General features: G+C 63.2%; 17 protein-coding genes. 5 read left to right on the top strand and 12 right to left on the bottom strand.

Annotation, left to right across the window (positions count from 1 at the left end; genetic code table 11):
• Positions 1-4: 4 nt before the first annotated feature.
• Positions 5-493 carry an ankyrin repeat domain-containing protein gene (locus tag EI293_RS00825; RefSeq protein ID WP_125434785.1) on the bottom strand — a complete coding sequence of 163 codons (489 nt, stop codon included), beginning with the start codon at positions 491-493 and terminating at the stop codon, positions 5-7.
• 171 nt (positions 494-664) lie between these two features.
• Between EI293_RS00825 and EI293_RS00830 the strand changes: the two genes are divergently transcribed.
• Complete coding sequence (locus EI293_RS00830) at positions 665-1,456, top strand: SDR family NAD(P)-dependent oxidoreductase (protein ID WP_125434787.1); 792 nt, start codon at positions 665-667, stop codon at positions 1,454-1,456.
• Between the two features lie 73 nt (positions 1,457-1,529).
• On the opposite strand, the gene EI293_RS00835 is transcribed toward EI293_RS00830, so the two are convergent.
• The 3 genes from EI293_RS00835 to EI293_RS00845 are packed head-to-tail and all read right to left on the bottom strand — an operon-like array spanning position 1,530 to position 4,174.
• Positions 1,530-2,687, bottom strand: coding sequence for an NAD(P)/FAD-dependent oxidoreductase (locus tag EI293_RS00835; RefSeq protein WP_125434789.1), 1,158 nt, complete (start codon positions 2,685-2,687; stop codon positions 1,530-1,532).
• Between the two features lie 42 nt (positions 2,688-2,729).
• Positions 2,730-3,164, bottom strand: a complete 435-nt coding sequence (locus tag EI293_RS00840; protein WP_170170190.1) for a DUF4174 domain-containing protein — start codon at positions 3,162-3,164, stop codon at positions 2,730-2,732.
• Between the two features lie 32 nt (positions 3,165-3,196).
• The gene (locus EI293_RS00845; RefSeq protein ID WP_125434793.1) at positions 3,197-4,174 is read right to left on the bottom strand and encodes an alpha/beta hydrolase; all 978 of its coding nucleotides are present in this window, start codon (positions 4,172-4,174) and stop codon (positions 3,197-3,199) included.
• Between the two features lie 133 nt (positions 4,175-4,307).
• On the opposite strand from EI293_RS00845, the gene EI293_RS00850 reads away from it, so the two are divergent.
• The 3 genes from EI293_RS00850 (at position 4,308) to EI293_RS00860 (ending at position 6,868) form a co-directional block, all read left to right on the top strand.
• Positions 4,308-5,063, top strand: coding sequence for a L,D-transpeptidase family protein (locus EI293_RS00850; RefSeq protein WP_125434795.1), 756 nt, complete (start codon positions 4,308-4,310; stop codon positions 5,061-5,063).
• Positions 5,064-5,106: 43 nt separating this feature from the next.
• On the top strand, positions 5,107-5,664 hold the full coding sequence (locus EI293_RS00855; protein ID WP_125434797.1) for an NUDIX hydrolase: 558 nt from the start codon (positions 5,107-5,109) through the stop codon (positions 5,662-5,664).
• A gap of 103 nt (positions 5,665-5,767) precedes the next feature.
• Positions 5,768-6,868 carry a YncE family protein gene (locus tag EI293_RS00860; RefSeq protein ID WP_125434799.1) on the top strand — a complete coding sequence of 367 codons (1,101 nt, stop codon included), beginning with the start codon at positions 5,768-5,770 and terminating at the stop codon, positions 6,866-6,868.
• Between the two features lie 235 nt (positions 6,869-7,103).
• Here the strand turns inward: EI293_RS00860 and EI293_RS00865 are convergent, their stop codons facing one another.
• Positions 7,104-8,501 carry a DUF5723 family protein gene (locus EI293_RS00865; RefSeq protein ID WP_125434801.1) on the bottom strand — a complete coding sequence of 466 codons (1,398 nt, stop codon included), beginning with the start codon at positions 8,499-8,501 and terminating at the stop codon, positions 7,104-7,106.
• A 131-nt stretch (positions 8,502-8,632) separates the two neighbouring features.
• On the opposite strand from EI293_RS00865, the gene meaB reads away from it, so the two are divergent.
• Positions 8,633-9,610, top strand: coding sequence for a methylmalonyl Co-A mutase-associated GTPase MeaB (gene meaB, locus EI293_RS00870; RefSeq protein ID WP_125434803.1), 978 nt, complete (start codon positions 8,633-8,635; stop codon positions 9,608-9,610).
• 20 nt (positions 9,611-9,630) lie between these two features.
• Here the strand turns inward: meaB and EI293_RS00875 are convergent, their stop codons facing one another.
• The 7 genes from EI293_RS00875 to EI293_RS00905 all read right to left on the bottom strand — a co-directional run bounded on the left by EI293_RS00875 (position 9,631) and on the right by EI293_RS00905 (position 20,107).
• Positions 9,631-11,091: an alpha/beta hydrolase-fold protein gene (locus tag EI293_RS00875; RefSeq protein ID WP_125434805.1), complete on the bottom strand. Its 1,461-nt coding sequence runs from the start codon at positions 11,089-11,091 to the stop codon at positions 9,631-9,633.
• A gap of 181 nt (positions 11,092-11,272) precedes the next feature.
• A complete protein-coding gene (locus EI293_RS00880) occupies positions 11,273-13,882 on the bottom strand; it encodes a DUF5916 domain-containing protein (protein WP_170170191.1) in 2,610 nt (869 codons plus the stop codon).
• 239 nt (positions 13,883-14,121) lie between these two features.
• Positions 14,122-16,743: a M56 family metallopeptidase gene (locus EI293_RS00885; protein WP_125434809.1), complete on the bottom strand. Its 2,622-nt coding sequence runs from the start codon at positions 16,741-16,743 to the stop codon at positions 14,122-14,124.
• Positions 16,740-17,159, bottom strand: coding sequence for a BlaI/MecI/CopY family transcriptional regulator (locus EI293_RS00890; RefSeq protein WP_044002930.1), 420 nt, complete (start codon positions 17,157-17,159; stop codon positions 16,740-16,742). The genes EI293_RS00885 and EI293_RS00890 overlap by 4 nt, the downstream gene beginning before the upstream one ends.
• A 281-nt stretch (positions 17,160-17,440) precedes the next feature.
• Entirely contained in the window at positions 17,441-17,797 is a 357-nt protein-coding gene (folB, locus tag EI293_RS00895; RefSeq protein WP_125434811.1) for a dihydroneopterin aldolase, read from the bottom strand.
• A gap of 227 nt (positions 17,798-18,024) precedes the next feature.
• Positions 18,025-19,062: a DivIVA domain-containing protein gene (locus EI293_RS00900; protein WP_125434813.1), complete on the bottom strand. Its 1,038-nt coding sequence runs from the start codon at positions 19,060-19,062 to the stop codon at positions 18,025-18,027.
• Between the two features lie 118 nt (positions 19,063-19,180).
• A complete protein-coding gene (locus tag EI293_RS00905) occupies positions 19,181-20,107 on the bottom strand; it encodes a WD40 repeat domain-containing protein (protein ID WP_125434815.1) in 927 nt (308 codons plus the stop codon).
• Positions 20,108-20,131: the final 24 nt, after the last annotated feature.

Here is a 20,131-nt window from a genome sequence, read left to right on the forward strand (position 1 = left end):
GCTACTACTCCTGGGGGAGGTGCTCCAGGGCCGTGTGGTTGCCCTTCTGCACGGCAAGGTCGCGGGCGGAGAGGCCGTTTTCGTCGCGTACGGTGGTATCGGCCCCGGCCTGGAGCAGACTGGCCAGCATATCGTGGCGGCCAAACAGAGTGGCGAACATCAGAGCTGTGCTCCCATTGCCGTTGCGGGCGTTCAGGTCGGCACCGTTGTCGATGAGCAGCCGGGCAATGTCGGCGTAGCCCTTGAAGGCCACGCCCATCAGGGCCGTGTTGCCGGCGGCGTCCCGCAGGTTAGGGTTGGCCCCGGCCTGCAGCAGCGCCTGCACGGCCTCGGCCTGGTTATCGTAGGCGGCCAGCACCAGAGGCGTGAAGCCCCGGCTATCCTGCGCGTTGACGTTGGTTCCCTGCTGTACCAGGGCCGTAATGGTGGTGGCGTCACCCTGGCGGGCAGCATTGAATAGCAGATCTTCGGGGCGGGAGGAAGTAAAATCCATGAACGATGTGGTTGGGTAGAGGCAGTTTTTGGGGAGGTCGGAAAGAATAACACGCTGCCGATAGGCCGGTGGGCCGCCCGGTTTGTCAGTACGGCAGCGGCCTGAAATGGATAGCCCGGCAGACAAAATAGCCACGGCCGGGTTATAGCAGTTCACTTTCTGGCTTTGCGCATGGATTTGCAACTCACTGGTAAACTCGCCCTCGTAACGGGCTCCACGGCCGGCATCGGGCTGGCCATTGCCCGGCGGCTGGCGGCGGAAGGAGCCGAAGTTATTCTGACGGGTCGCACGGAAGCCCGCCTCAACGAGGCCCGCGCCACCATTCTGCAGGAAACTCCTACGGCCAAGCTGCACAGCGTGGCCGTAGATTTCGGCCGGGCCGAGCAAGTGCAGCAGCTGCTGGACCAGGTTCCTGCCGTGGATATTCTGGTAAACAACGTGGGTATCTTCGAGCCTAAGCCCTTCGCGGAAATTTCGGATGCGGACTGGCTGCGTTTCTTTGAGATAAACGTATTGAGTGGCGTGCGCCTCTCGCGCCAGTATTTTCCGCTGATGCTGGAAAAAAAATGGGGCCGCATCCTGTTCATCTCCAGCGAATCGGGCCTGCAGATTCCGCAGGAAATGGTGCATTATGGCACCACTAAAACGGCTCAGCTGGCCGTGGCCCGCGGCCTGGCCGAGCTAACCACTGGCACGGAAGTAACCGTCAACTCCGTACTGCCCGGCCCTACTGCCTCCGAAGGAGTGGAGGAATTTCTGAAGCAGCTGGCCGGTGACGGTAAAACCCGGGCGGAAGCCGAGCACGAGTTTTTCCGCGACGCCCGGCCTTCGTCCCTGCTCAAGCGCTTCATCACGCCCGAGGAAATTGCCAACATGGTAACCTACCTCGCCAGCCCGCTGGCCGTGGCCACCAACGGGGCCTCAATCCGGGTAGATGGCGGCGTCATTCGTAGCATTGGGTAAATCGGCGCGGGTGCGTTTGCTATTCAGGCGGCCTTGCTGGGGCCATCTGGGTGTCAAACGCACCTTTTGCTTTCTACCCCACCGCCCGCACCAGCCACCGCCGTAGCCACGACCACTGGCCCAGCCGGAAGGCGGCTTCCACCAGCCACGGGGCTCGGGCCAGCAGCCGCATAAGCCGGTAGCGGCGGCGCAGGTCCTGGCCCAGCCGTAGTTGCACGGCCTGCTCGTATTGCAGCAGGGAAGTCCGGCTGAAATCCTGGGTTTCGCAACAGCGGCGGGCGTGCTCAGCCGCCAGAATACCGCTGATTACCGCTTTATCAATGCCGTGTCCCTGCAGCGGATCGATGAGGGCTGCTGCGTCGCCGCACAGCAGGGCACGCGGCCCCACCAGCGGCCGGCTGGAGCCGCCCAATGGTAGCCCGAAGCCCTGTACCGGCCCCAGCGGCCGGGCCTCCCGGAAGCGCGGGGCCAGCAGCGGGTGCGTAGCCAGCAGCTCCGCCAGCACTTCTTTCAGGTCTACTTTTTCGCGGGCAATATCCGCCGACAGCATGCCGAAGCCCACATTATACGTGTCGTGGCCCACCGGAAACACCCAGCAGTACCCAGCCCGGTGCCGCCGCAGAAACAGGAAGTCACTGGTAGTAGCCGGCGCGTCCGTTACGCCCTGGTAGTACGCCCGCACGGCGGCGCAATGCCGGGCCCGATTGAGCGGTTGGGGCAGCAGGCAGCGGCCCACCACCGAGTGGGGCCCGTCGCACCCGATGACCAGATGCGCCGTGAGCACCTGCCCGTCGGCCAGCGTGGCCGTTACACCGGCAGAAGTGGCCGCCACCGTTTTCACCGGGCTGTCTTCCCGGATTTCAACGGCAGTATGGCGGCGCACCAGCGTGAGCAGCGCCTCATCAAAGTGCAGCCGGGCCGAGTTGAAGGCCGGGGCCTGCCACTCCACGCTCAGCTCCCGCCCGCCCGGCGACACCAGCCGGCTGCGGCGCACATCAGTGCGGTGGGCCTCGGTCAGCTGACGTAATTCTGCCGCGTACGCCGGGCGCAGGCGGGCCAGGGCTTTCAGCGTCGGGCCGGGAATGGCGTCGCCGCACACTTTGTCACGCGGGAAACGGGCCTTGTCCAGTAGCACCACGCGCAGGCCGCTTTCGGCCAGGGCCAGCGCACAGGCAGCCCCCGCCGGACCGGCTCCCACAATCAGTACATCATACTCCGGAACTACAGCCACGCCCGAAAGTACGCACCCGGCTTCAGTTACCCGATTGGCTGCTTAGTTGCCGCGCCGCATTTCCTGTTGCCGCATGGGCATGGCGTCAATGGTGGAAAAGAGTTGCGCGGGCGGCAGCGGGGAGGTTTCGCGCCGTTTTACGCCTCCATCTTTCCCTATCAGCAGCACCACAAAGCCGCTGGCGGGGACTTTCAGCTGCTCACGCGCGTAGCGCTGGTCGGCGGGCGGGAGCTGGCTGGTAAGTACTTCGCGCACCAGCAGGTCGCGGGTATTCAGCTGTGCCCGAACCGGCCCCAGCAGTTGCTGCTGACGGCGCAAATCCGCGTTATCGGCGTTGGGTGCGCACAGCAGCAGGACGCGTTTCTGCCATTTGCTGGCTTTGAGCGTAGTTGCCAGAGAAGTAGCGGGGGCTGTTTGGGCCAGCGCAGCACAATGCAGCAGCAAAGTCAGCAACAGCAGAGAAGCGGTGATTTTCATATTCATGGCAGCAGCACTGGTGAGCTTCGCCTTCAACGGCCAACGTTGCCTTCCAGCCACTCGAACACGTAGTGATAGGCAACGGCCCGCACGGCCGGCTCCGAGAGGAAGACGTCGTGGATGGCCCCGGGCACTGCCTGCGTGGTAACACCGGAGCCCAGCCGGGGAGCCAGTTGCTGAATATCCCTGACGTTGAGCACGATGTCGGTGCGCTGAAAATCATCCTGCCACTGCTGCCCACCCAGGGTGCGGTCAGAATGTAGCACCAGTACGGGCGGGCGTAGGCCGAGGCCCTGGCGCACCTGCCGCTGACCGCGCCGGATGGCCCGTAGCCAGCCTGCATTCACGGCAAATACGTGGTTGGGTTTCCAGGCCAGATCATACTCCCAGTGGCCCCGGTACGCGCGGTGCAGACTTTGCCCATACGTATCGGGCAGGCCGGCGGGCAGGGGCAGGTTGGGCCACCGTGCCCCCAGTGCCGCCGCTACCGGCACGGCTACCTGCCGCCGCAGCCACGACTGATGAAACTCCAGAAACGGACTATTCAGCACCAGTGCCCCTACCGACGGCGGCTGGCGGTGGGCTACGTACACCGCCGTGATAAGCCCGCCCGTGGAGTGTCCGCTCAGCACTATTTCCCGGTAGCCTTCCGCCTGCATCTGGGCCAGGGCCGCATCCAGGTCAGCGAAATATTCGGTCAGGTCCCGCACATTGTTGGGCCGCTGCTGCGGTAGCAGTGCCCGGCCGTACTTGCGCAGGTCGAGGGCATAGAAACGGTAGCCGTGCGCCGTGTATTCGGCGGCCATTTCGCGCTGGAAGAAATAGTCGTTGAAGCCATGCACGTACAGTACGGCCCGCCGGGCTGGGCCCGCCGGTACCGGCCGGCAGCGCACCAGCACCGCCCGGACGGGGCCTTCGTAGTCGGCCGGCTGGGTCAGGATGAGCTGTTCGAAATCAGCGCCCAACGGGTCGGGCTGGTAGGAACCGGAAGCGGAGGAAGCAGGAGGCATACCGGCTCTACGCAAAAGCCGGTGGAATGATAATCGGCAGCAGTCAGCTATATAGCAACCTTCCGATACGAAAGAGTGGGCGGCTTCCGTTAGTTGGCGGCGGACCCGGGTTGGGGCCGCCTTCCCTCCTCTTATGCGCTTGCTTCTCCTGCTCGCCGCCGCGCTGCTGGCGGCTTTGTACGCCCGGTCCTCTGCCCGCACTCCCGAGCCTAATCCGTCCTTTCGGGCCAATCAGCTGCTGTTTCCGAAAGTACGGGTGGCGTACGCGGCCCACGAAACCACGGTGCAGAACCTGCTCCACCGCAACGGCCTGGCGCCGGAAAAGCTGGAGTTATTTCTGCGGGTGTTTAAAGTAGGGCGGCGGCTGGAAGCCTGGGGCCGCAACCAGGGCACCGGACACTTTGTGCTGCTGCGCACGTTTCGGCTGGCCGGCACCTCGGGCACGCTGGGGCCCAAACGACAGGCCGGCGACGGCCAGATTCCGGAGGGTTTTTATACCATCAACCGTTTCAACCCCGACAGTAAGTTTTACCTCTCGCTGGGCCTCGATTATCCCAACGCGGCCGATGCGTTTCGCGCCGGTCCTCTCGACCCTGGCAACGACATTTTTATCCACGGCTCCCACGAAACCATCGGCTGCCTGCCCATTACCGATGAGGGCATTCGTGAGCTGTACGTACTGGCCGTGGAAGCCCGCGCGGCCGGCCAGGCCAGTATTTCGGTGCATATTTTTCCGTTTGAGCTAACGGCCGACAACCTGGCGCGACGGATGGCCAGCCCACACCTGGTGTTCTGGCAGCAGCTGGCCCCCGGCTACCAGGTGTTTGAGGATACCCACGACCTGCCGGCAGTGACGGTGACTGACGCCGGCCGTTACGCGGTACGGTAGCCCAACGTAAGCCGGACCGCGCCGCCGACGTACTTTTGCGCCCATGTCTTCCGCTACCTTTTCTGATTTTCCGATTCCTCAAAACCTGCGCGCCTCGGCCGTACTTGTCCCCGTATTCCGGGACGCGGCCGGTGAACTGCAGGTAGTGATGGTACGCCGGACCGCGTTTGGTGTGCACGGCGGGCAGCTGGCCTTCCCCGGCGGCAAGCCCGAACCCCAGGACACCGATTTGCAGGCCACTGCGCTGCGGGAAGCCCACGAGGAAGTATTTCTGCCGCCTACGGAGGTAGTAGTACTAGCCGAGCTGCCCACCGTGCCGGTCCTCACCGGCTTCCGCATCAGTCCGTTTCTGGGCCGCATCCGGCGGCCGGCCGCGTGGCAGTGGCAAAAGAAGGAGGTAGAGGAGGTGCTGGAAATTCCGCTCCGCTTTCTGGCCGATGCCGCCAACCACACCGAGGAAAGCTGGGAGTTGCCCGGCTGGCCCGGTCCGCGCCGCATTCCGTTTTACCGGTTGGCGGGCGGCCACCCGCTGTGGGGAGCCAGCTACCACATCATCCGACCGTTGATTCCGCGGCTGCTGGCCGGGGAGTGGGAATTCTAGAGGATCAGTGGGAAGCATTCCGGTGAGAAGTCTGCTTGTTCTCCCTTAAAAAAAACTGGCACGAAATTGCATCCTGACCGGTACCAAATCATCTGACCTGCTTATGAAACGCCTTTCTTTTTTGTCTTTGCTCCTAACGCTGCTGCTGCCCGGCGCGGCCCTCGCCCAGCGCGAGCAGTCCGTCTGGCTGTTCGGTCAGCAGGCCGGGCTGCAGTTTCCCGAGGGTGGCGGCACGCCTACACCGCTGCTCACCAGCAAAATGACCACCTACGAGGGCTCGGCCGTGGCCACCAATGCTCAGGGTCAGCTGCTGTTCTACACCAACGGCGAGTTCATCTTCAACCGCCAGCACCAGGTGATGCCCAACGGCAAAAAGCTGATGGGCTCCAACTCCAGCACCCAGAGCGCCCTCATCGTGCCCGACCCGGGCTCCGGCAACGTGTTTTACGTGTTTACGGTGGGTGCCCAGGGCGGCCCCAACGGGCTGCGCTACTCCATCGTGGATATGACCCGCGACAACGGCCTCGGCGACGTGCCCCGCTCCAACGCGCTGCTCATTTCACCCGTGGCGGAGAAACTAGCCGCCGTGCGCCACCAGAACGGCCGCGACGTCTGGATTGTGGCCCACCGCTGGAATTCCAACGCCTTTGTGAGCTTTCTGGTGACGGCCGACGGGGTGCAGAGCAAGCTTATCATGAGCAACGTGGGCAGCATGCACGCCGGCCCCGGCCGCAACGCCATTGGCGCCATGAAATTCTCGCCCGATGGCCGCAAGTTGGCCGTGGCATTGTGGCGCGAAGCCAACAAGTACGAGGTATTCGACTTTGACCGCAGCACCGGCCTGGTGAAGAACGTGAAGGCCTTCGCGCCTTACCCCGAGGCCTACGGCGTGGAGTTTTCCCCCGACGGCTCGAAACTGTACGGCTCCAGCAACGGCGAAGGTGGCGGTCAGGCCCAGGTGTTTCAGTTCGATCTGAAAACCGGCAAAGCTAACGTCATCGGCAAATCGGCCAACCGCAAAGTGGGCTCTTTGCAGCGCGCCCCCGATGGCAACATCTACGTGGCCCGCGAGGACAATCAGTTCCTTGGTCTCATCCAGAACCCCAACTCCGACGCCGCCAAGTACGTGGATGACGGCCTGAAACTTGGTGGCCGCCGCAGCAAACTGGGCCTCCCCAACTTCATCACCGAGCCAGGGAAGTAGGCGAAGTTGTAAAGGGAAAAATTGTGCAGGGGTAAGCCGTCATTGCGAGCCGCCGGCAAAGCAATCCTTCCCACAGCGCACACCGCTGACCTATTCAAAAGCCCCTGACGCCAGTGCGGACGTCAGGGGCTTTTTGCTGCTTGCAGGTTTGAGGCATGGTGGAGGATTGCTTCACTCGAAATGACGGTTTATCCCTTCTCCAACTCACCATTTCACTACTTCACAATTCCACCGCTTATTGCGTTTTGCCGCCCAGCTTAAAGCGGAGAAAACCACCCGCAACGGAGAGGTAGGGGTTTTCGGAAGTGAGCAGGCCGGCTACGTCGCGGGTGCTGAGGCCGGCTTCGTAGATGGAAGTAACCAGGGTGAAGCCCAGCGGTACGCTCACGCCATAGCCCGCGCCGCCGGTGAGGCCGCTGCTCAGGCGCAGCCATTTCACGGGCTTGTAGTCGAGGCCGGCTCCAATGAAGGGGGAGGGCAAATTACCGGCCACGCTGTTGAGCGGCAAGGTTACGTCGAGGCCGGCCTCAAAATACTCGCTGATGCGCAGGCCCGCCCCGGCCCGTAGCTTGGTGGGCAGGTCGGCACGGCGTTCTTGGCCGGTCTGATACTGAAACAGGCTGTCGGAGCCGGAAGCAAAAATTTCGGCGGCTTCCTTGATGAAGTTATAACTCCCTACGCCTTCCGATTTGAGCCGTTTCAGCTTCTGGTCGTTGGCCGTGAGCAGGTTGCCCTCCCAGGTCATACGGCCCAGGTCCGTCACGGCCAGGCCCAGGCGTACGGTCTTGCCTATTTCGGCGGCCAGCCCGACATCGAAGCCGTGGCCTTTCCCCACTGGACTCAGGCCGCTGCCCGTTTTCAGGTTGAAGCTGGGATTGTTCACCAGGTCGCCGTAATCGACGTTAAACACCGGCGACATGGAGCTGTACGCCTGCAGGTTACCGGGCTGCACTTTGATATCCACGATACCGATGCCCTGAATGTAGCGGTAGCCGGCTCCGGCCGAGAGCTGAAACAACGGCAGGTCGACTATCTGCGTCCCCCAGGCCAGGTTGAACTCGTTCATCACCGCGAACTGCATATCCGTCCCGGCCAGCGCCTCTGATACCAGCGGAATATTGCCGGCGGCGGTGCTGGTATAAATAGGGGCATCCCGGCCCAGAAACAGAATATCAGCGGCATTTTTGTTTAGCCCGACGTGGCCGGCCGTCCGCACCCGGTTGCTCACGGCAATACCGCCCACTACCGGCAGCTGCACAGCCAGCGCAAACGTGGTAGCATCGGCGTTGAAGTTGGCCGCGTTATCGGAGTTGAAAGCCGTAGCCAGCGCCTGCTTTTCAGCCAGCGTGAGATTCTGGTTGGTATCGTAGATGAACCGGCGCAGCTGCTGCCGCGTGAGCGACTGGGAGCTGACGCCCGCTCCCACCTCGCCAATGGTGAAAGCCACCCGGGCCGTTCCCACCCGGCCCAGGTTAGCCGGATTGATGCCTATGGACTGATAGTCGGTGGCGAAGGTGGTGGCCACGCCGCCCCGGCCGGTGGCTGTAAAATTGCTCAGCTCATTCTGGGCGCGGACGGCGGTGGGCAAAGCCAGCAGCAGGGCCAGCGCGAAGGGTAGGCAAAGACGATTCATGGGCAGAAATTGGGGCGGAGGCCGTAGCTTGCGGTGGTGGCCGGCCTTGGTAGCAGGGCCGTTTGCTGAAGATATCGGTTTTCCCGGCGCACGGCGCAAGCTAAAGCTTGCGCCCCATTTTCCTACGCCTCGTGCCCAAACGCTTTTCCGCTTCCGAATACATCGACGGCATTCTGGCCGGCAACCGCGTGCTACTCAGCCGGGCCATCACGCTGGTGGAAAGCACTCTACCCTCCGACCAGGCCCTGGCCCAGCAGGTGCTCGATGCGGTGCTGCCCCACGCCGGCCGGTCGGTGCGGGTGGGCATTACAGGCGTGCCGGGCGTGGGCAAAAGCACGTTTATTGAGGCCCTGGGGCTACATCTGGTGCGCGAGCAGGGCAAGCGCCTAGCGGTACTGGCCGTGGACCCCAGCAGCCAGCGCGGCGGCGGCAGCATCCTCGGCGATAAAACCCGCATGAATGAGCTGGTCGCACATCCGCAGGCCTACATCCGGCCCTCGCCGGCGGGCCGCAGCCTGGGCGGCGTCACCAAAAGTACCCGCGAGGCGCTGGTGCTCTGTGAAGCCGCCGGCCACGACGTCATCTTCGTGGAAACCGTGGGCGTGGGCCAGAGCGAAACCGCCGTGCATGGCATGGTGGATTTCTTCCTGCTGCTGATGCTGGCCGGGGCCGGCGACGAGCTGCAGGGCATCAAAAAGGGCATCATGGAAATGGCCGACGCCGTGACCATCACCAAGGCCGACGGCGGCAACGAGCTGGCCGCCCGCCGCGCCCGCGCCGAGTACCAGAACGCGCTGCACCTCTACCCGCTCGCGCCCAGCCAGTGGAATCCCGTCGTCACGACCAGCTCGGCCGTGACTGGCGCGGGCGTACCGGACGTGTGGGAAGTGGTGCAGCGCTACGTGCAGCAGACCCAGGAAAGCGGCTATTTCCAGCGCCGCCGCCAGGAACAGAATCTGCATTGGCTCCACGAAACCATCCGCGAAACACTGGAAACCCGCTTCTACCAGCGCCCCGACGTGGCCCAGCGCCTCGCCCAGGTGCAGCAGCAGGTGATGGCCGGCCGAAAATCCGCTTTCGGTGCCGCCGAGGAGCTGCTAGGCCTGTAGCGCAAACCGCGCCGGACGTACTATTGCGGGTGCTGGGTGAGCCAGTGCAGATAGGTGGTTTTCAGCCATTGCATTTCCGCCTTTCTGTACTCCGGCGTCACGACTGAAAAATGGTCGCCGGGATAATAGGCAAACGGCATATCGGCACCCAGCTCTTTCATTTCCTGCTCCATCAGCATCACCGCCAGGTTCAGGAAGTAGGTATCCTCGTTGCCGGTGGCGAGGCGCAGCTTGCCGTTCAAGTCGGGTTTGAGGCGGCGCCAGTTCTGGCGCACGTACTGCGTCAGGTCGTAGCGTTGCCAGTGCCGAAATACTTTCCGGTCGAGCACTTTGGTAGTGGAGTTGAACAGCGGTTTGGGCAGGCCGTTGCGGCCCCGCGGGCTGAATACCGCATCAAACGACACTTCCTGCTCGCCCCGGTAGATGATGTCTTCCAGCCGGCGCACGATGTTAGGCCGGTCGTAGGCCTCGGCCATGGGCAGCACCTCGCCGTAGGTCATGGAATCCACCATTTCCACCCTTTTGGCATCGGTGTAGAGGTTGGTTCGCACGAAGTTGCGAAAATCCACCGGGTCGGGGGAGCTGGCGTTGGCGCCGGCAAACAGCTTCGGGTAGTGCGTCATCAGATACACCACCGTGTAGCCGCCGCTGCTGTGCCCGCGCAGCACGCGCCCGCCGTTGGTGCGGTACTGCTGGTCAAGCAGCGGCAGAAACTCGGTGGCAAAGGCGTCGCCGACGGGGCCGTTGTTGGCGCTGTTGGCGTACACGGTGTGCCCCAACGGGCTGGCCCCATCCAGATACACCCGGATGCAGGCAATGGTATCAATGGGCGTGGCGGGCAGCGTGTCGGTGCTTTCGGAGCGGGAGTAGTGGTGGTAGTCGCCGCCGAAGCCGCCCACCGTGAACAGCACCGGATAGCGCCGCTGCGGGTGTTGGTAGTAGTCGGCCGGCAGAATCACGGCCGCATCCAGCGAGGCCGGCTTGCGGTGGAAACGGCTCAGCAGTGCCGACGGCGCCTTGATTTCCTTACAGAATTTGGTGGCAACGAACACCGGCGCGGGCACCACTTGGCTGCATGCCAGCGTGAATATTTCGTCGGTAGCCTGGAGCGAAACCTCGCGTGCCACGCTGTAGGGGTTGCCAGGGCTTTGCCCAATTACTCGCCCGCCAAGGTTCAAATCCCACACGGCCTGCACGTAGTAGTCGCCGCGCGGCAGGCGCGAGAGCAGCGTCGGATACGACAGCGCCGAATCCGAGAAGACGATGGTTTGGCCGGGCTGCACGTTGCGCACCGCCAGCCGGTAGCAGGGCCAGCCGGGCTGGTTTTTAGGCTGCGCGTTCTTCTGCGACAGATACAGTAGCACGTTGCCGGTGAACGGCCCCGCGTAGGCAGCGGCCGGGTAGGAGACCCGGAACTGCTGGGCCTGCGCCAAGAGCAGCGGCCACAGCCACAGCAGCAGCAGAGTGGCGTATTTCTTCATTGTGCTATGGCTTGATTAGCCCCGAACAAGTACCGCCCACTGCTGCCCAGGCCCGGCCACACCGCGCCCGGGCAGCAGCTACGGCCGTTGCCAAAGGTGTTCTCCGAAAGAATAAAGGAATGACAACCAGCGGCCAGTTCGCCCGCCAGAGTTATTGCTCCGGCCGGTTAGCTGCCGACAACTATGCCCGGCGGCGCTTCAGCATCAGGTAATCCAGGTAGTACAGGATTTTGATGCTCACGTTGTTGTTGTGGGGCGTGTTGATGGTGTTGCTCAGGTTATCGAAGTAAAGCGGGGTGGCCTCGTTGGCTTCCAGAAAGGAGGAGCTGGCGTTTTTCCAGACGATGCTCACCTGCGAGCCAGGCGCAAACCACCACGAGTACACGGCATCCACATTGAAAGCGTTGAACGTGTTGTCGCGGTTGCGGCGGTAGTCCACCAGCTGCTCCGCGCCGCCCTTGCCGAGGCGGGCGAAGTCGCGGTAATTCACGGTGCTGGTGTAGTGCCGCGTGCGAATGGTGAGCGACATGCGGTTGTTGAACGTGTACGCCCCCGACAGTGTGTTGGTCACCGTCAGCACCCGGCGGCGGCCCAGCAGCACGTCGCCGGGGTGGTTGTCGCGGAACCGGGCGTCGTCGGGCAGGCTGGTATCGAGGCCGCCGTTCACGTAGCCAATCTGGTTTTCGCGCAGGTTCCAGTCGAGGTTGTAGCGGAAGTTGAGCTGGTTGCTCACGCGGTAGCGCGGCGAAACGCCCCAGCCATAGCCCATGCGCCGGGCCCGGGGCAGCCGGTCGTCCTGGGCGTACCAGCGCACCCCGGCGTTCAGGTCCCAGGCCAGCTTTTTGCGGTAGTCGGTGGAGAGAAAGCCGCCCACGTTGGCATTCACCGGCACCCGCACGTAATAGTCGCCCAAGGGGTACTGCCGGGGCTCGTAGTAGTCGTGCGTCACGGGGTTGGCATCGAAGTTCATGCCCGTGGTCAGGAAGCTTTTGGTGAAGGTGGTGTTCCAGCCCGCCGCTACGTTGGCGTTCTGGTAGCGCGTGGGTTTGTAGAGCAGCGAGTGGTTGAGGCTGGCCCAAGAGTAAAAGTTGTTCACCTTCCAGAAGGGCTGGTATTTGTTGTAGCTCAGGTTCAGGTACTGCGAAATGTTGTTGTTGCCGAACAGAATGCCCAAATCGTTGGGGTTGTACGTGTCCGACTCGATGCCCTGCCCCAGCTGCCAGGTGAAGTTGCCGCTGATTTTATTAAGGCCGATCTGGTACTTATAGCCGTTCTGGTCATCGATGCGCTGCTCCGAACCAAACGCATTACCCTGGCGGCGCGAGTACACCACGCGGCCGTCAATGGCGTAGGCGTTCTTCTTGTCGGCGAAGCGGAACAGGCCGCCCGTTACGTTGGCATCGTACGTGCTGCCCCAGCGCGTGACGTTGGTATTAATGAGCGAGACGTAGCTGTTGTTCTTGAGGCTCTGATCCAACACCATGATGCTGTAGTTGCTGAACGGCTGCGTCAGCACGTCCCGCTCCCGACCATCCACCGAGTCGCGCACGGTGGCGTACACATCGTTGCTGAGGGCGTTGAACACGCCCACGCCCAGCCCTTTGCTGGTACGGCCCGATACTTTGGTGGCGTTGAGCAGGCGCGTCACGCCAGGGTTGCTGACCACCGACTCGCCCGGCCGCCACTGGCCGTCGGGGCCCCGTTCACCGGCCCGCAGCTGGTCGCCCACGCTGCCGAAGCCGATGGGCGTGGCCCCCACCCGCCGCGAGTAGAACAGGTTGCCTTTGTTGAAGAGCTCGGTGCCCTCGGTGAAGAACTGGCGGTTTTCCTGGAACTGCACCTCGAAAGGCGACAGGTTGAGCACTTGGTTGTCGCTCTGTACCTGTCCGAAATCAGGTACCAGTGTGGCGTCTAGCGTGAAGCTCTCGTTGATGCCCCACTTCACATCGGCCCCGCCGTTGAAGCTGGTGCTGGAGTTGCGGGTGCCCTGCTCGTTGTAGGGGTAGTGGTTGACGTAGCTGGAAATGTAGGGCGTGAGCGAGAGGCGCAACGGCGGCTGAATGTTCTTGAGGCCCTGCAGCTCGCCCCACTGGTTCACGAAGCCATCCACGGCCGGCTTCACCTCGTTCCAGAAAAAGCCCTGGTTGTCACGCTTGCGCTGGCGCATGAAATTCACGCCCCAGAGCTGCTCGGCGGCTTTGCTGAAGCGGATGGCCGAGTACGGAATCCGCACTTCGGCCACCCAGTCGGTGCCGCGCAGGGCCGTGCGCGAGTCCCACACGGCGTTCCAGTTGAAATCTTCGCCCCCGGCCGGCGAGTAGCGGGCATCAGCCTGCACGCCGCCAGTGGTGATAAAGAAGCCGTAGCCGTTGATTTTATCGTGATAGGTATCGAGGAAAATGCCGAAAAAATCGGTATTGCCCATATTGTCGCGCTCCGACAGTTCCCGCATAATCGAGTCCTGCGACACGTCATGCATTATGGCCCCGATATAGAGGTTGGCGTCGTCGTACAGAATGCGGACTTCGGTCGGGTGCTTTTCGCGGGGGCCAGGATTGGGCCGGTTCTGGATGAACTCGGTGGCAATGGGGGCCTGCTGCCAGATGGCCTCGTTCAGGTCACCATCCAGCTTGATGGCTTCGGTAATGCGCAAAGCCTGGAGCTGGCGCTTGGGGGCCGGCACGGCGGCGGCCGTAACGGCCGCCTCGGAGGCGGGCTGGGATTGGGCCTGCCCGGCTACGGTGGTCAGCAGCACGCCCACCAGCAGTAGGAACACACGGATATACTTCACGGCGCAAAGACGAGAGGAGAGGTAAAACAAGCGGTAGGTGGTAGCGAGGTGAAACGCCCGCCGACCAGAACAGTAAAGACCAGGCGGCGGCGGGCAAAACGGGCGGAATACTTGCCGCCGGCGCGGCGGAACGCTGCAATAGATGCAGGCCTCCCGGCAACCGTTGCCTCACTTCACAAATACTTCATAAGATAACCGGCCGCCGTTGCAGCGGCGGCCGGTTGAGGCCTCACACGACCTTACTCATTCACGGAAATCTGGATGGTCTGGCTGGTGTTGCGGCCGTTGGCATCGGGAGCATCCAGCAGCTTGCGGTACTTCTCGGTCAGGGCGGCCGACTGCTTTTTGCCATTCACGGTCAGGCCGTCTTTGGTGAGTTGGAGCTGGAACGCCTTTTCGTTGGCTCCCAGCAAACCGTCGCGGCGCAGCTCGGCGCGCACCTCGTCCGAATCGACGCGCGGAGCGGCGGGAGCGGCCGGGGGCAGTGGCACACGCGGGGCGCGGGGTGAACGGGGAGCCGCTGGCGGCGCGGGCGGCGCGGGCATATCCCCACCGGTGGTAGTGGTGGTGCCGTTTGTCTGGCGGTTCATCACGAAGGAGCCTTTGGTGAGCTTGCGCCCATCCCGCTGCTCTACCAGTTTCAGGTATTTAGCGTGCAGCGCAGCCGACTGCTTTTTGCCGTTGACGGTAAGCGCCGTGGGCGTGAGCGTCATCTGCACATTGTTGGTGCTTTTGATGAGGCCATCGTTGCGCAGCTCCCGCAGCAGGCCTTCATCGGCCACGCGGCGGCTGTCGGCCCGGCGCATTTCCTCGTCGTGGCGGCGCATGTTTACTTCATGGCGGCGCATTTCTTCCTCGTGGCGGCGCATGTCCACCTCCACGTCTACTTTGATTTCCTGCTGCTCCTGGGCCGCGTCGCGGCGGGCTTCGTCGCGGGCATCCTGGCGGTCCTGGGCTTCGTCGCGGGCGTCCTGCTGCTGGTCGCGCAGGTCGCTAAGGCGGTCCTGAATTTCCTCGCGCTGCTCTTCGGTCAGCTTTTCATCCTGCAAGGTGTTGCGCAAGGAGCGCTCGGCACTCTGCAAGGCCTGCAACCGAATGGACAGGCTTTTGTCGGCTGAAAGAGCGCTCCGGTTCATTTCGGCGCGCCACTGCGGGTTTTCGCTGAACTGGCGGCGGGCTTCGGCGGCAGCGCGCTGGGCCTCGGCCCGGATGCGGACAGCCTCGGCTTTGCTCAGGCCTGGCCCCTGGAAGCGGAAGTTCTGGTTGAAATTCTTATCGAAAGTCTTATCGAAGGTCTGGTCGAAATTGAAGCTGAAGTTATCGGAGCCGTTCCACGGTCCCCGACGGCCGGGCAGTTGTACTACTTCCACCTGCGGGTCGCCCTTCTTGCTTTTTTTCTTACCGGTGGTGGCCGCTTCCACCCGCTGGCCATCCACGGTGAAGTTGGTTACGCGGCCCTTTTTGTCTTTTTCCAACACGATGGTCCCGGACCGGTTCCGACCGGGCTGGGGTACTACCACAATCTGCTGACGGGTGCGCTTGCGGCGCTTTTCTTCCTCGTCGCCGCCAACGGCCGCAGGTGCCGGAGCGGACTCCATTAGCTCGGGCATTTCGGTTACATCGGCCACGTCGGCGGCATCGGCTGCCGGTGCCTCAGCTGGCAGCAGCTCTGCTTCGGCTGGCTTACGGGTAGTATCGGTTTCTTCGCTAAGGAAAGGAAGCCGCGAGAGAGCACCCCGGCCGGCCGTTCCGGCGGTGGGGCTCGGGTCGGCAATGGCCACGGCCGAGGTCAGCAGCACCAGGCCGCCCAGCACCACGCAAGCCGCCATAAAGCCCTCCGTGAACGTGGGAGCCGTGCGGCCCTGCACCAGCCGCCGGATGCGGCCCAGCACCGAGCCATCGGGCCCCAGGGCCGATAAGGCCAGGCGGCCGTTAGCAGTTTCGGGTTGGGCGGTCAGCTCCGTGAGGGCGGCCAAAGCGCGGGCCACCGTGAGCGGGTTGCCACCCACCAGGGCCGTAGCCACGTCGTCGCAGCAGTTTTCGCGCTCGGTGCGCAGGCAGGCCGTGATAAACCACACGGCCGGGTGGTAGAAGAACACAGTTTCAGCCACCGACTGCAACAGGTTCATCAGGTAGTCGCGACGCTGCACATGGGCCAACTCGTGGGCCAGAATGGCCTCCATATACGTCAGGCTCAGCCCCGTGACGGTACCCAGCGGCAGCAGCACTACCGGCCGCAGGTGTCCCACCACCACCGGCGTCCGCACCAGGGCCGACTCCAGCAGCTGGATGGGCTGTTTCAGCCCGGCCTTATTGGCTAGGGTCAGCAGACGGGCCTGCCACTCCTCGGCCAGCGGCTGTACTCGGTAGCGGCGCAGGCGCTGCACGTAGGCCAGCCCACCCAGCAAGCGGAGCGTCATGGCCAGCAACCCCAGCAGCCAGGCAGCTACCAGCACCGGAATGTTCTCATCGAAGTACACCATCCAGGCAGCCATGCCGGTAGGCGCAGCCGGAGCCAGGGCCACCTCAGTGGCCGCTGAGGCCGGGGCGGCAGCCACCAGCCCAGACTGGGCGGCGGGCCGGGCGGCCTCATTTTCTATTTGGAACGCGGCTGTTGCGCCCGACGCGGCCGTTGGCGCGGCCATGTAGTAGCGGCCAAACGTAATGCCCGACAGCGTCAGGAGCAGCAGCATACCCACCGCCGCTGTGCGGTAGCGCACTTCCGCGCTGTGTTGGCGCAACAGCAGCAGCAGGCCGGCCAGGGCCAGGGCTACCACCGCCCCCTGCCACAGAGAATGTACCAAAGTCCAGCCCAGGGCCCGCATCAGGGCAGCAGGTAGCAGTTGTTCAAACCAGTTCATCGGGCGTCGTCGGTTGAGGGTGAGGTGGTATCGTTCTGAATCTCAATATCGTTGAGTAGGCGGCGGATCTGGGCCAACTCCTCGCGGGAAGTGCGGCGGTTGCCGAGGGCCTGCATCACCAGCTTCATGGCCGAGCCCCCAAAGGCCGCGTCCACAAACCGGTCGAGCAGCAGGCCCTGGGTTTCCTCCTCCCGCACGGCGGCGCGGTACACGTGGGTTTTGCTGTCGTCGTCGCGCAGCACCAGCCCTTTGTCGAGCATGAGCTGCAGCAGTTTCAGGGCGGTGGTGTAGCCTACTTCACGGCGGCGGTTCAGCTCGTCGTTCACGAAGCGGACAGTGCTGGGGCCGTGCTGCCAGAGCACCTGCAGAATCTCCAGCTCCGCCTCGGTGGGCTTAGGAAGGGGTTGTTTACTCATCAGAAAAGCGGTTATAAAGTACCTGGAATGATTCCGAACCCGGTGAGTAGCTCCGCCGCCGGCCGCTGTTCCGTGCACGAGCAACAACGACCAAAAGCACTACGAACCAGTTCGTACATCAAACATATACGAAACGTGTCGTACGTCCAAGATATATCTACGATTTATTTCGTACAATATTTTATCTACCTGATTATAAGCATACAATATAATAAAAAACCCCTGACCGCAGGCTATCTGCAGTCAGGGGCCTGGGCCGCTGCGTTGGCGAAAAGCCGCTGTTACCGGTGCCGCTCCAGCGTAACGCGGGCCCGCTCGCAGATACCGCCCAGCGGCGGGTTGAACTTCGAGACGCTCACCCGCACGCCGGCCACGTAGGGGAATGCCTCCAGCACCCGGTCGAGCACCCGGTGGCCCAGGTGTTCCAGCAGGCGAGCTGGGGCCTGCATCTCCTCGCGCACCACCCGGTACAGCACCTCGTAGTTCACAGTTTCGCGCAGCTGGTCGGAAGCCCCGGCCGCGTGCAGGTCGGTGTCGATGTAGAGGTCCACGCCGTACTTGTTGCCGATCTTCTGTTCCTCGTCGTAGTATCCGTGGAAGGCAAAAAACTCCATGCCTTCAAGTGCAATCTGACCCATGCGGTGAATTGGTGAGTGGTGAGTGGTGAGCTAAATGAACGTCATTCCGAGCCCCGCGAGGAATCTCGCGTGCTGATGTTGCCAGAGTAATCCAAGGTCAGCACGCGAGATTCTTCGTCCTTGCTCCAAGCGCAACATGCTCCGGGGAAGCACGCGGCTGGTAAAGCAAACAAAAAAGCCCGCCCCGGAAGGCAGGCTTTCTGATAAGGCAAAGCTACGCGCTACGCTTAGATTTCATCGAAAAACGACTTCTCCCCGAGCGAGGCGGCGGCCATGCCCGGCTGGCCGGGGTGCATGGGCGGGGCAGGCTGGTTAATTTCGGGGTGGCCGGGGCCGATGGGCTGGATATCCGGGGCCGGGGGCTCCACGCGGGGCGGGGCCGGATCGGGCACCTGCGACGGCGCGGGCGGATCGATGTGGGGGGCGGGCGAAATGCCGGGGTTTTCGGCCGGGGCACCGGGGCGCTCAATCTCGGGGCCGGGCTGCTGGGCCGGGGCACCGGGGTCGGGCTGCTGGCCGGGCTTGGGGTTGTAGCCGGTGGTAGCCGCCGGGCGGGCCTGGGGTTCGAGCACCACGGAAGAACCGCCGTGGTAGACCGGGGCAGCAGCACCGCTAACCGCAGTGGCCGAAGAAGTGAAGGCAGAAGATACGTGCATGGCAGCGTCGGATTTGGGTGAATCGTCCGCGGAAGGCGGCCGGTTCACTTTTACGCTGGCCGCCCGCGAAAGGATGGCCGCCGTGCCGGCTTTCGGTCGGGCGCGGGCTTTTTCCACCTTGTCCAGCGCATCAGAGGCCAAATGGTGCAGGTCGCGGGTGAGGCCGTCGAGCAGACTTTCCAGCCGCTGACACTCCTGTCCCAGGCCGCTTACTTCCTTCTGCATCTCGGCCACGGTGCGCTCGGCTTGCTGGTAAGCATCGTCCACCACGGTACGGGCCTTCTGGCGGGCATCGTTAAGTAGCTGCTCGGCCTGAAGCTGAGCTTCGCGGATGCGCAGCTGGGCGTCGCGCTGGGCCTGCTCGGTGATGCTGTTGCCGGTATCCTCGGCCGTTTTGAGGGTGCGGTAGAGGCTGGTTTCTACTTCACGCATCTTGCTTACGTCCTGGGTGGCGTGGTCCAGCTTAAGGCGCAGCTCCCGGTTTTCGTCACCCATTCGCTCCCACTGCTGCGAGAGGGTTTGCAGAAAGGCCTGTACTTCATCCTTGTCCAACCCCCGAAAGGCTTTTTCAAAGGTTTTCTGCCGGATATCGAGGGCGGTAATTTTCATGTTGGTACTAAGTAATGGGTATCAGATATCAAGACAGGCAATGGCCGGGGTAGCGTAGAAGTCGAGCATAGTGCATTCGAGCGTGTTTGCTGCAGCCTCCTTCGTTTCCAATTACCATCTACTCAATACCTACTTGCCAAACGGCCAGGCTCCGGTCGTCGCTACACGAAACTAGCCGATTCCCGCTGCCCGGCCAAATTACCTTGTTGACGGAGGTGCCGTGGCCGGCGTGGCGGGCGCGGTCCACCACGCGCAGCAGCTGCCAGGTTTCGGCGTCCCAGAGCTTGATGCTTTTATCCATGCTGCAGGTGGCCAGCAGGCGGGCATCGGGCGAGAAAGCTAGGTGGTTGATGGTGAACATGTGGGCCACGATGCTCTGGCGGGCCTGGTAGCCGGCCGCCACGTCCCAGATGCGCAGGTGGGCGTCGCGGCCGGCCGTGAGCAGGTGGCGGCCATCGGGCGAGTAGGCGCAGGTAAATACCGAGTTGGTAGCGCCCGTGAGCGTGTGTTTGAGGTCGAGCGAATCGGCAGCCAGCACCCGTACCAGGTGGTCGGAGCCGCCCACGGCCAGCTCCCCCCGCTCCTCGTGCAACGCCAGGCAACGCAGACTTTTATCCGAAATACGCACCAGGGTTTCCAGCCGGAAGTCGGCGGCGCGCAGCACGGCCAGGGTGCCGTCGGCCAGGGCCACGTACAGGCGCTGCCGCTGCTCGGAATACACCAAATCGAAGATGGCTACCGGCGGCAGAGCCGTGGCGTGCAGCAGGGTTCGGGTGCTCAAGTCGATTACCTGCACGCCCTGGAAGTTGTGGCCCAGCACCAGCAGGTTACGGGCGGGCAAATGGAGCAGCGCGTACACCGAGTTTTCTACCCGGGCCACCAGCTCGCCGTCCTGCGCCGAGGCATCGGCCTGCCAGGCCACCACCAGCCCGTCGGCCCCGGCCGAATACACGGTTTCCTGCCCGGCCGCGCCGGCCAGCGCGTACACACAGTCGCGGTGCCCGGTAAGCGCGGCGAGTTTCTGAACCTGAGGACGGGAGGTCAAAGGGGAAGTTGTGAAGGGTGAAGT

Source organism: Hymenobacter perfusus (genome assembly GCF_003944765.1).
Classification (GTDB): Bacteria; Bacteroidota; Bacteroidia; order Cytophagales; family Hymenobacteraceae; genus Hymenobacter; species Hymenobacter perfusus.

Bases quoted from the DNA above. Each gene is read 5' to 3' on its own strand.
- EI293_RS00825 (WP_125434785.1), bottom strand. From the start codon at position 493: ATGGATTTTACTTCCTCCCGCCCCGAAGATCTGCTATTCAATGCTGCC.
- EI293_RS00830 (WP_125434787.1), top strand. From the start codon at position 665: ATGGATTTGCAACTCACTGGTAAACTCGCCCTCGTAACGGGCTCCACG.
- EI293_RS00840 (WP_170170190.1), bottom strand. From the start codon at position 3,164: ATGAAAATCACCGCTTCTCTGCTGTTGCTGACTTTGCTGCTGCATTGT.
- EI293_RS00845 (WP_125434793.1), bottom strand. From the start codon at position 4,174: ATGCCTCCTGCTTCCTCCGCTTCCGGTTCCTACCAGCCCGACCCGTTG.
- EI293_RS00850 (WP_125434795.1), top strand. From the start codon at position 4,308: ATGCGCTTGCTTCTCCTGCTCGCCGCCGCGCTGCTGGCGGCTTTGTAC.
- EI293_RS00855 (WP_125434797.1), top strand. From the start codon at position 5,107: ATGTCTTCCGCTACCTTTTCTGATTTTCCGATTCCTCAAAACCTGCGC.
- EI293_RS00860 (WP_125434799.1), top strand. From the start codon at position 5,768: ATGAAACGCCTTTCTTTTTTGTCTTTGCTCCTAACGCTGCTGCTGCCC.
- EI293_RS00865 (WP_125434801.1), bottom strand. From the start codon at position 8,501: ATGAATCGTCTTTGCCTACCCTTCGCGCTGGCCCTGCTGCTGGCTTTG.
- EI293_RS00875 (WP_125434805.1), bottom strand. From the start codon at position 11,091: ATGAAGAAATACGCCACTCTGCTGCTGCTGTGGCTGTGGCCGCTGCTC.
- EI293_RS00885 (WP_125434809.1), bottom strand. From the start codon at position 16,743: ATGAACTGGTTTGAACAACTGCTACCTGCTGCCCTGATGCGGGCCCTG.
- EI293_RS00890 (WP_044002930.1), bottom strand. From the start codon at position 17,159: ATGAGTAAACAACCCCTTCCTAAGCCCACCGAGGCGGAGCTGGAGATT.
- folB (WP_125434811.1), bottom strand. From the start codon at position 17,797: ATGGGTCAGATTGCACTTGAAGGCATGGAGTTTTTTGCCTTCCACGGA.
- EI293_RS00900 (WP_125434813.1), bottom strand. From the start codon at position 19,062: ATGAAAATTACCGCCCTCGATATCCGGCAGAAAACCTTTGAAAAAGCC.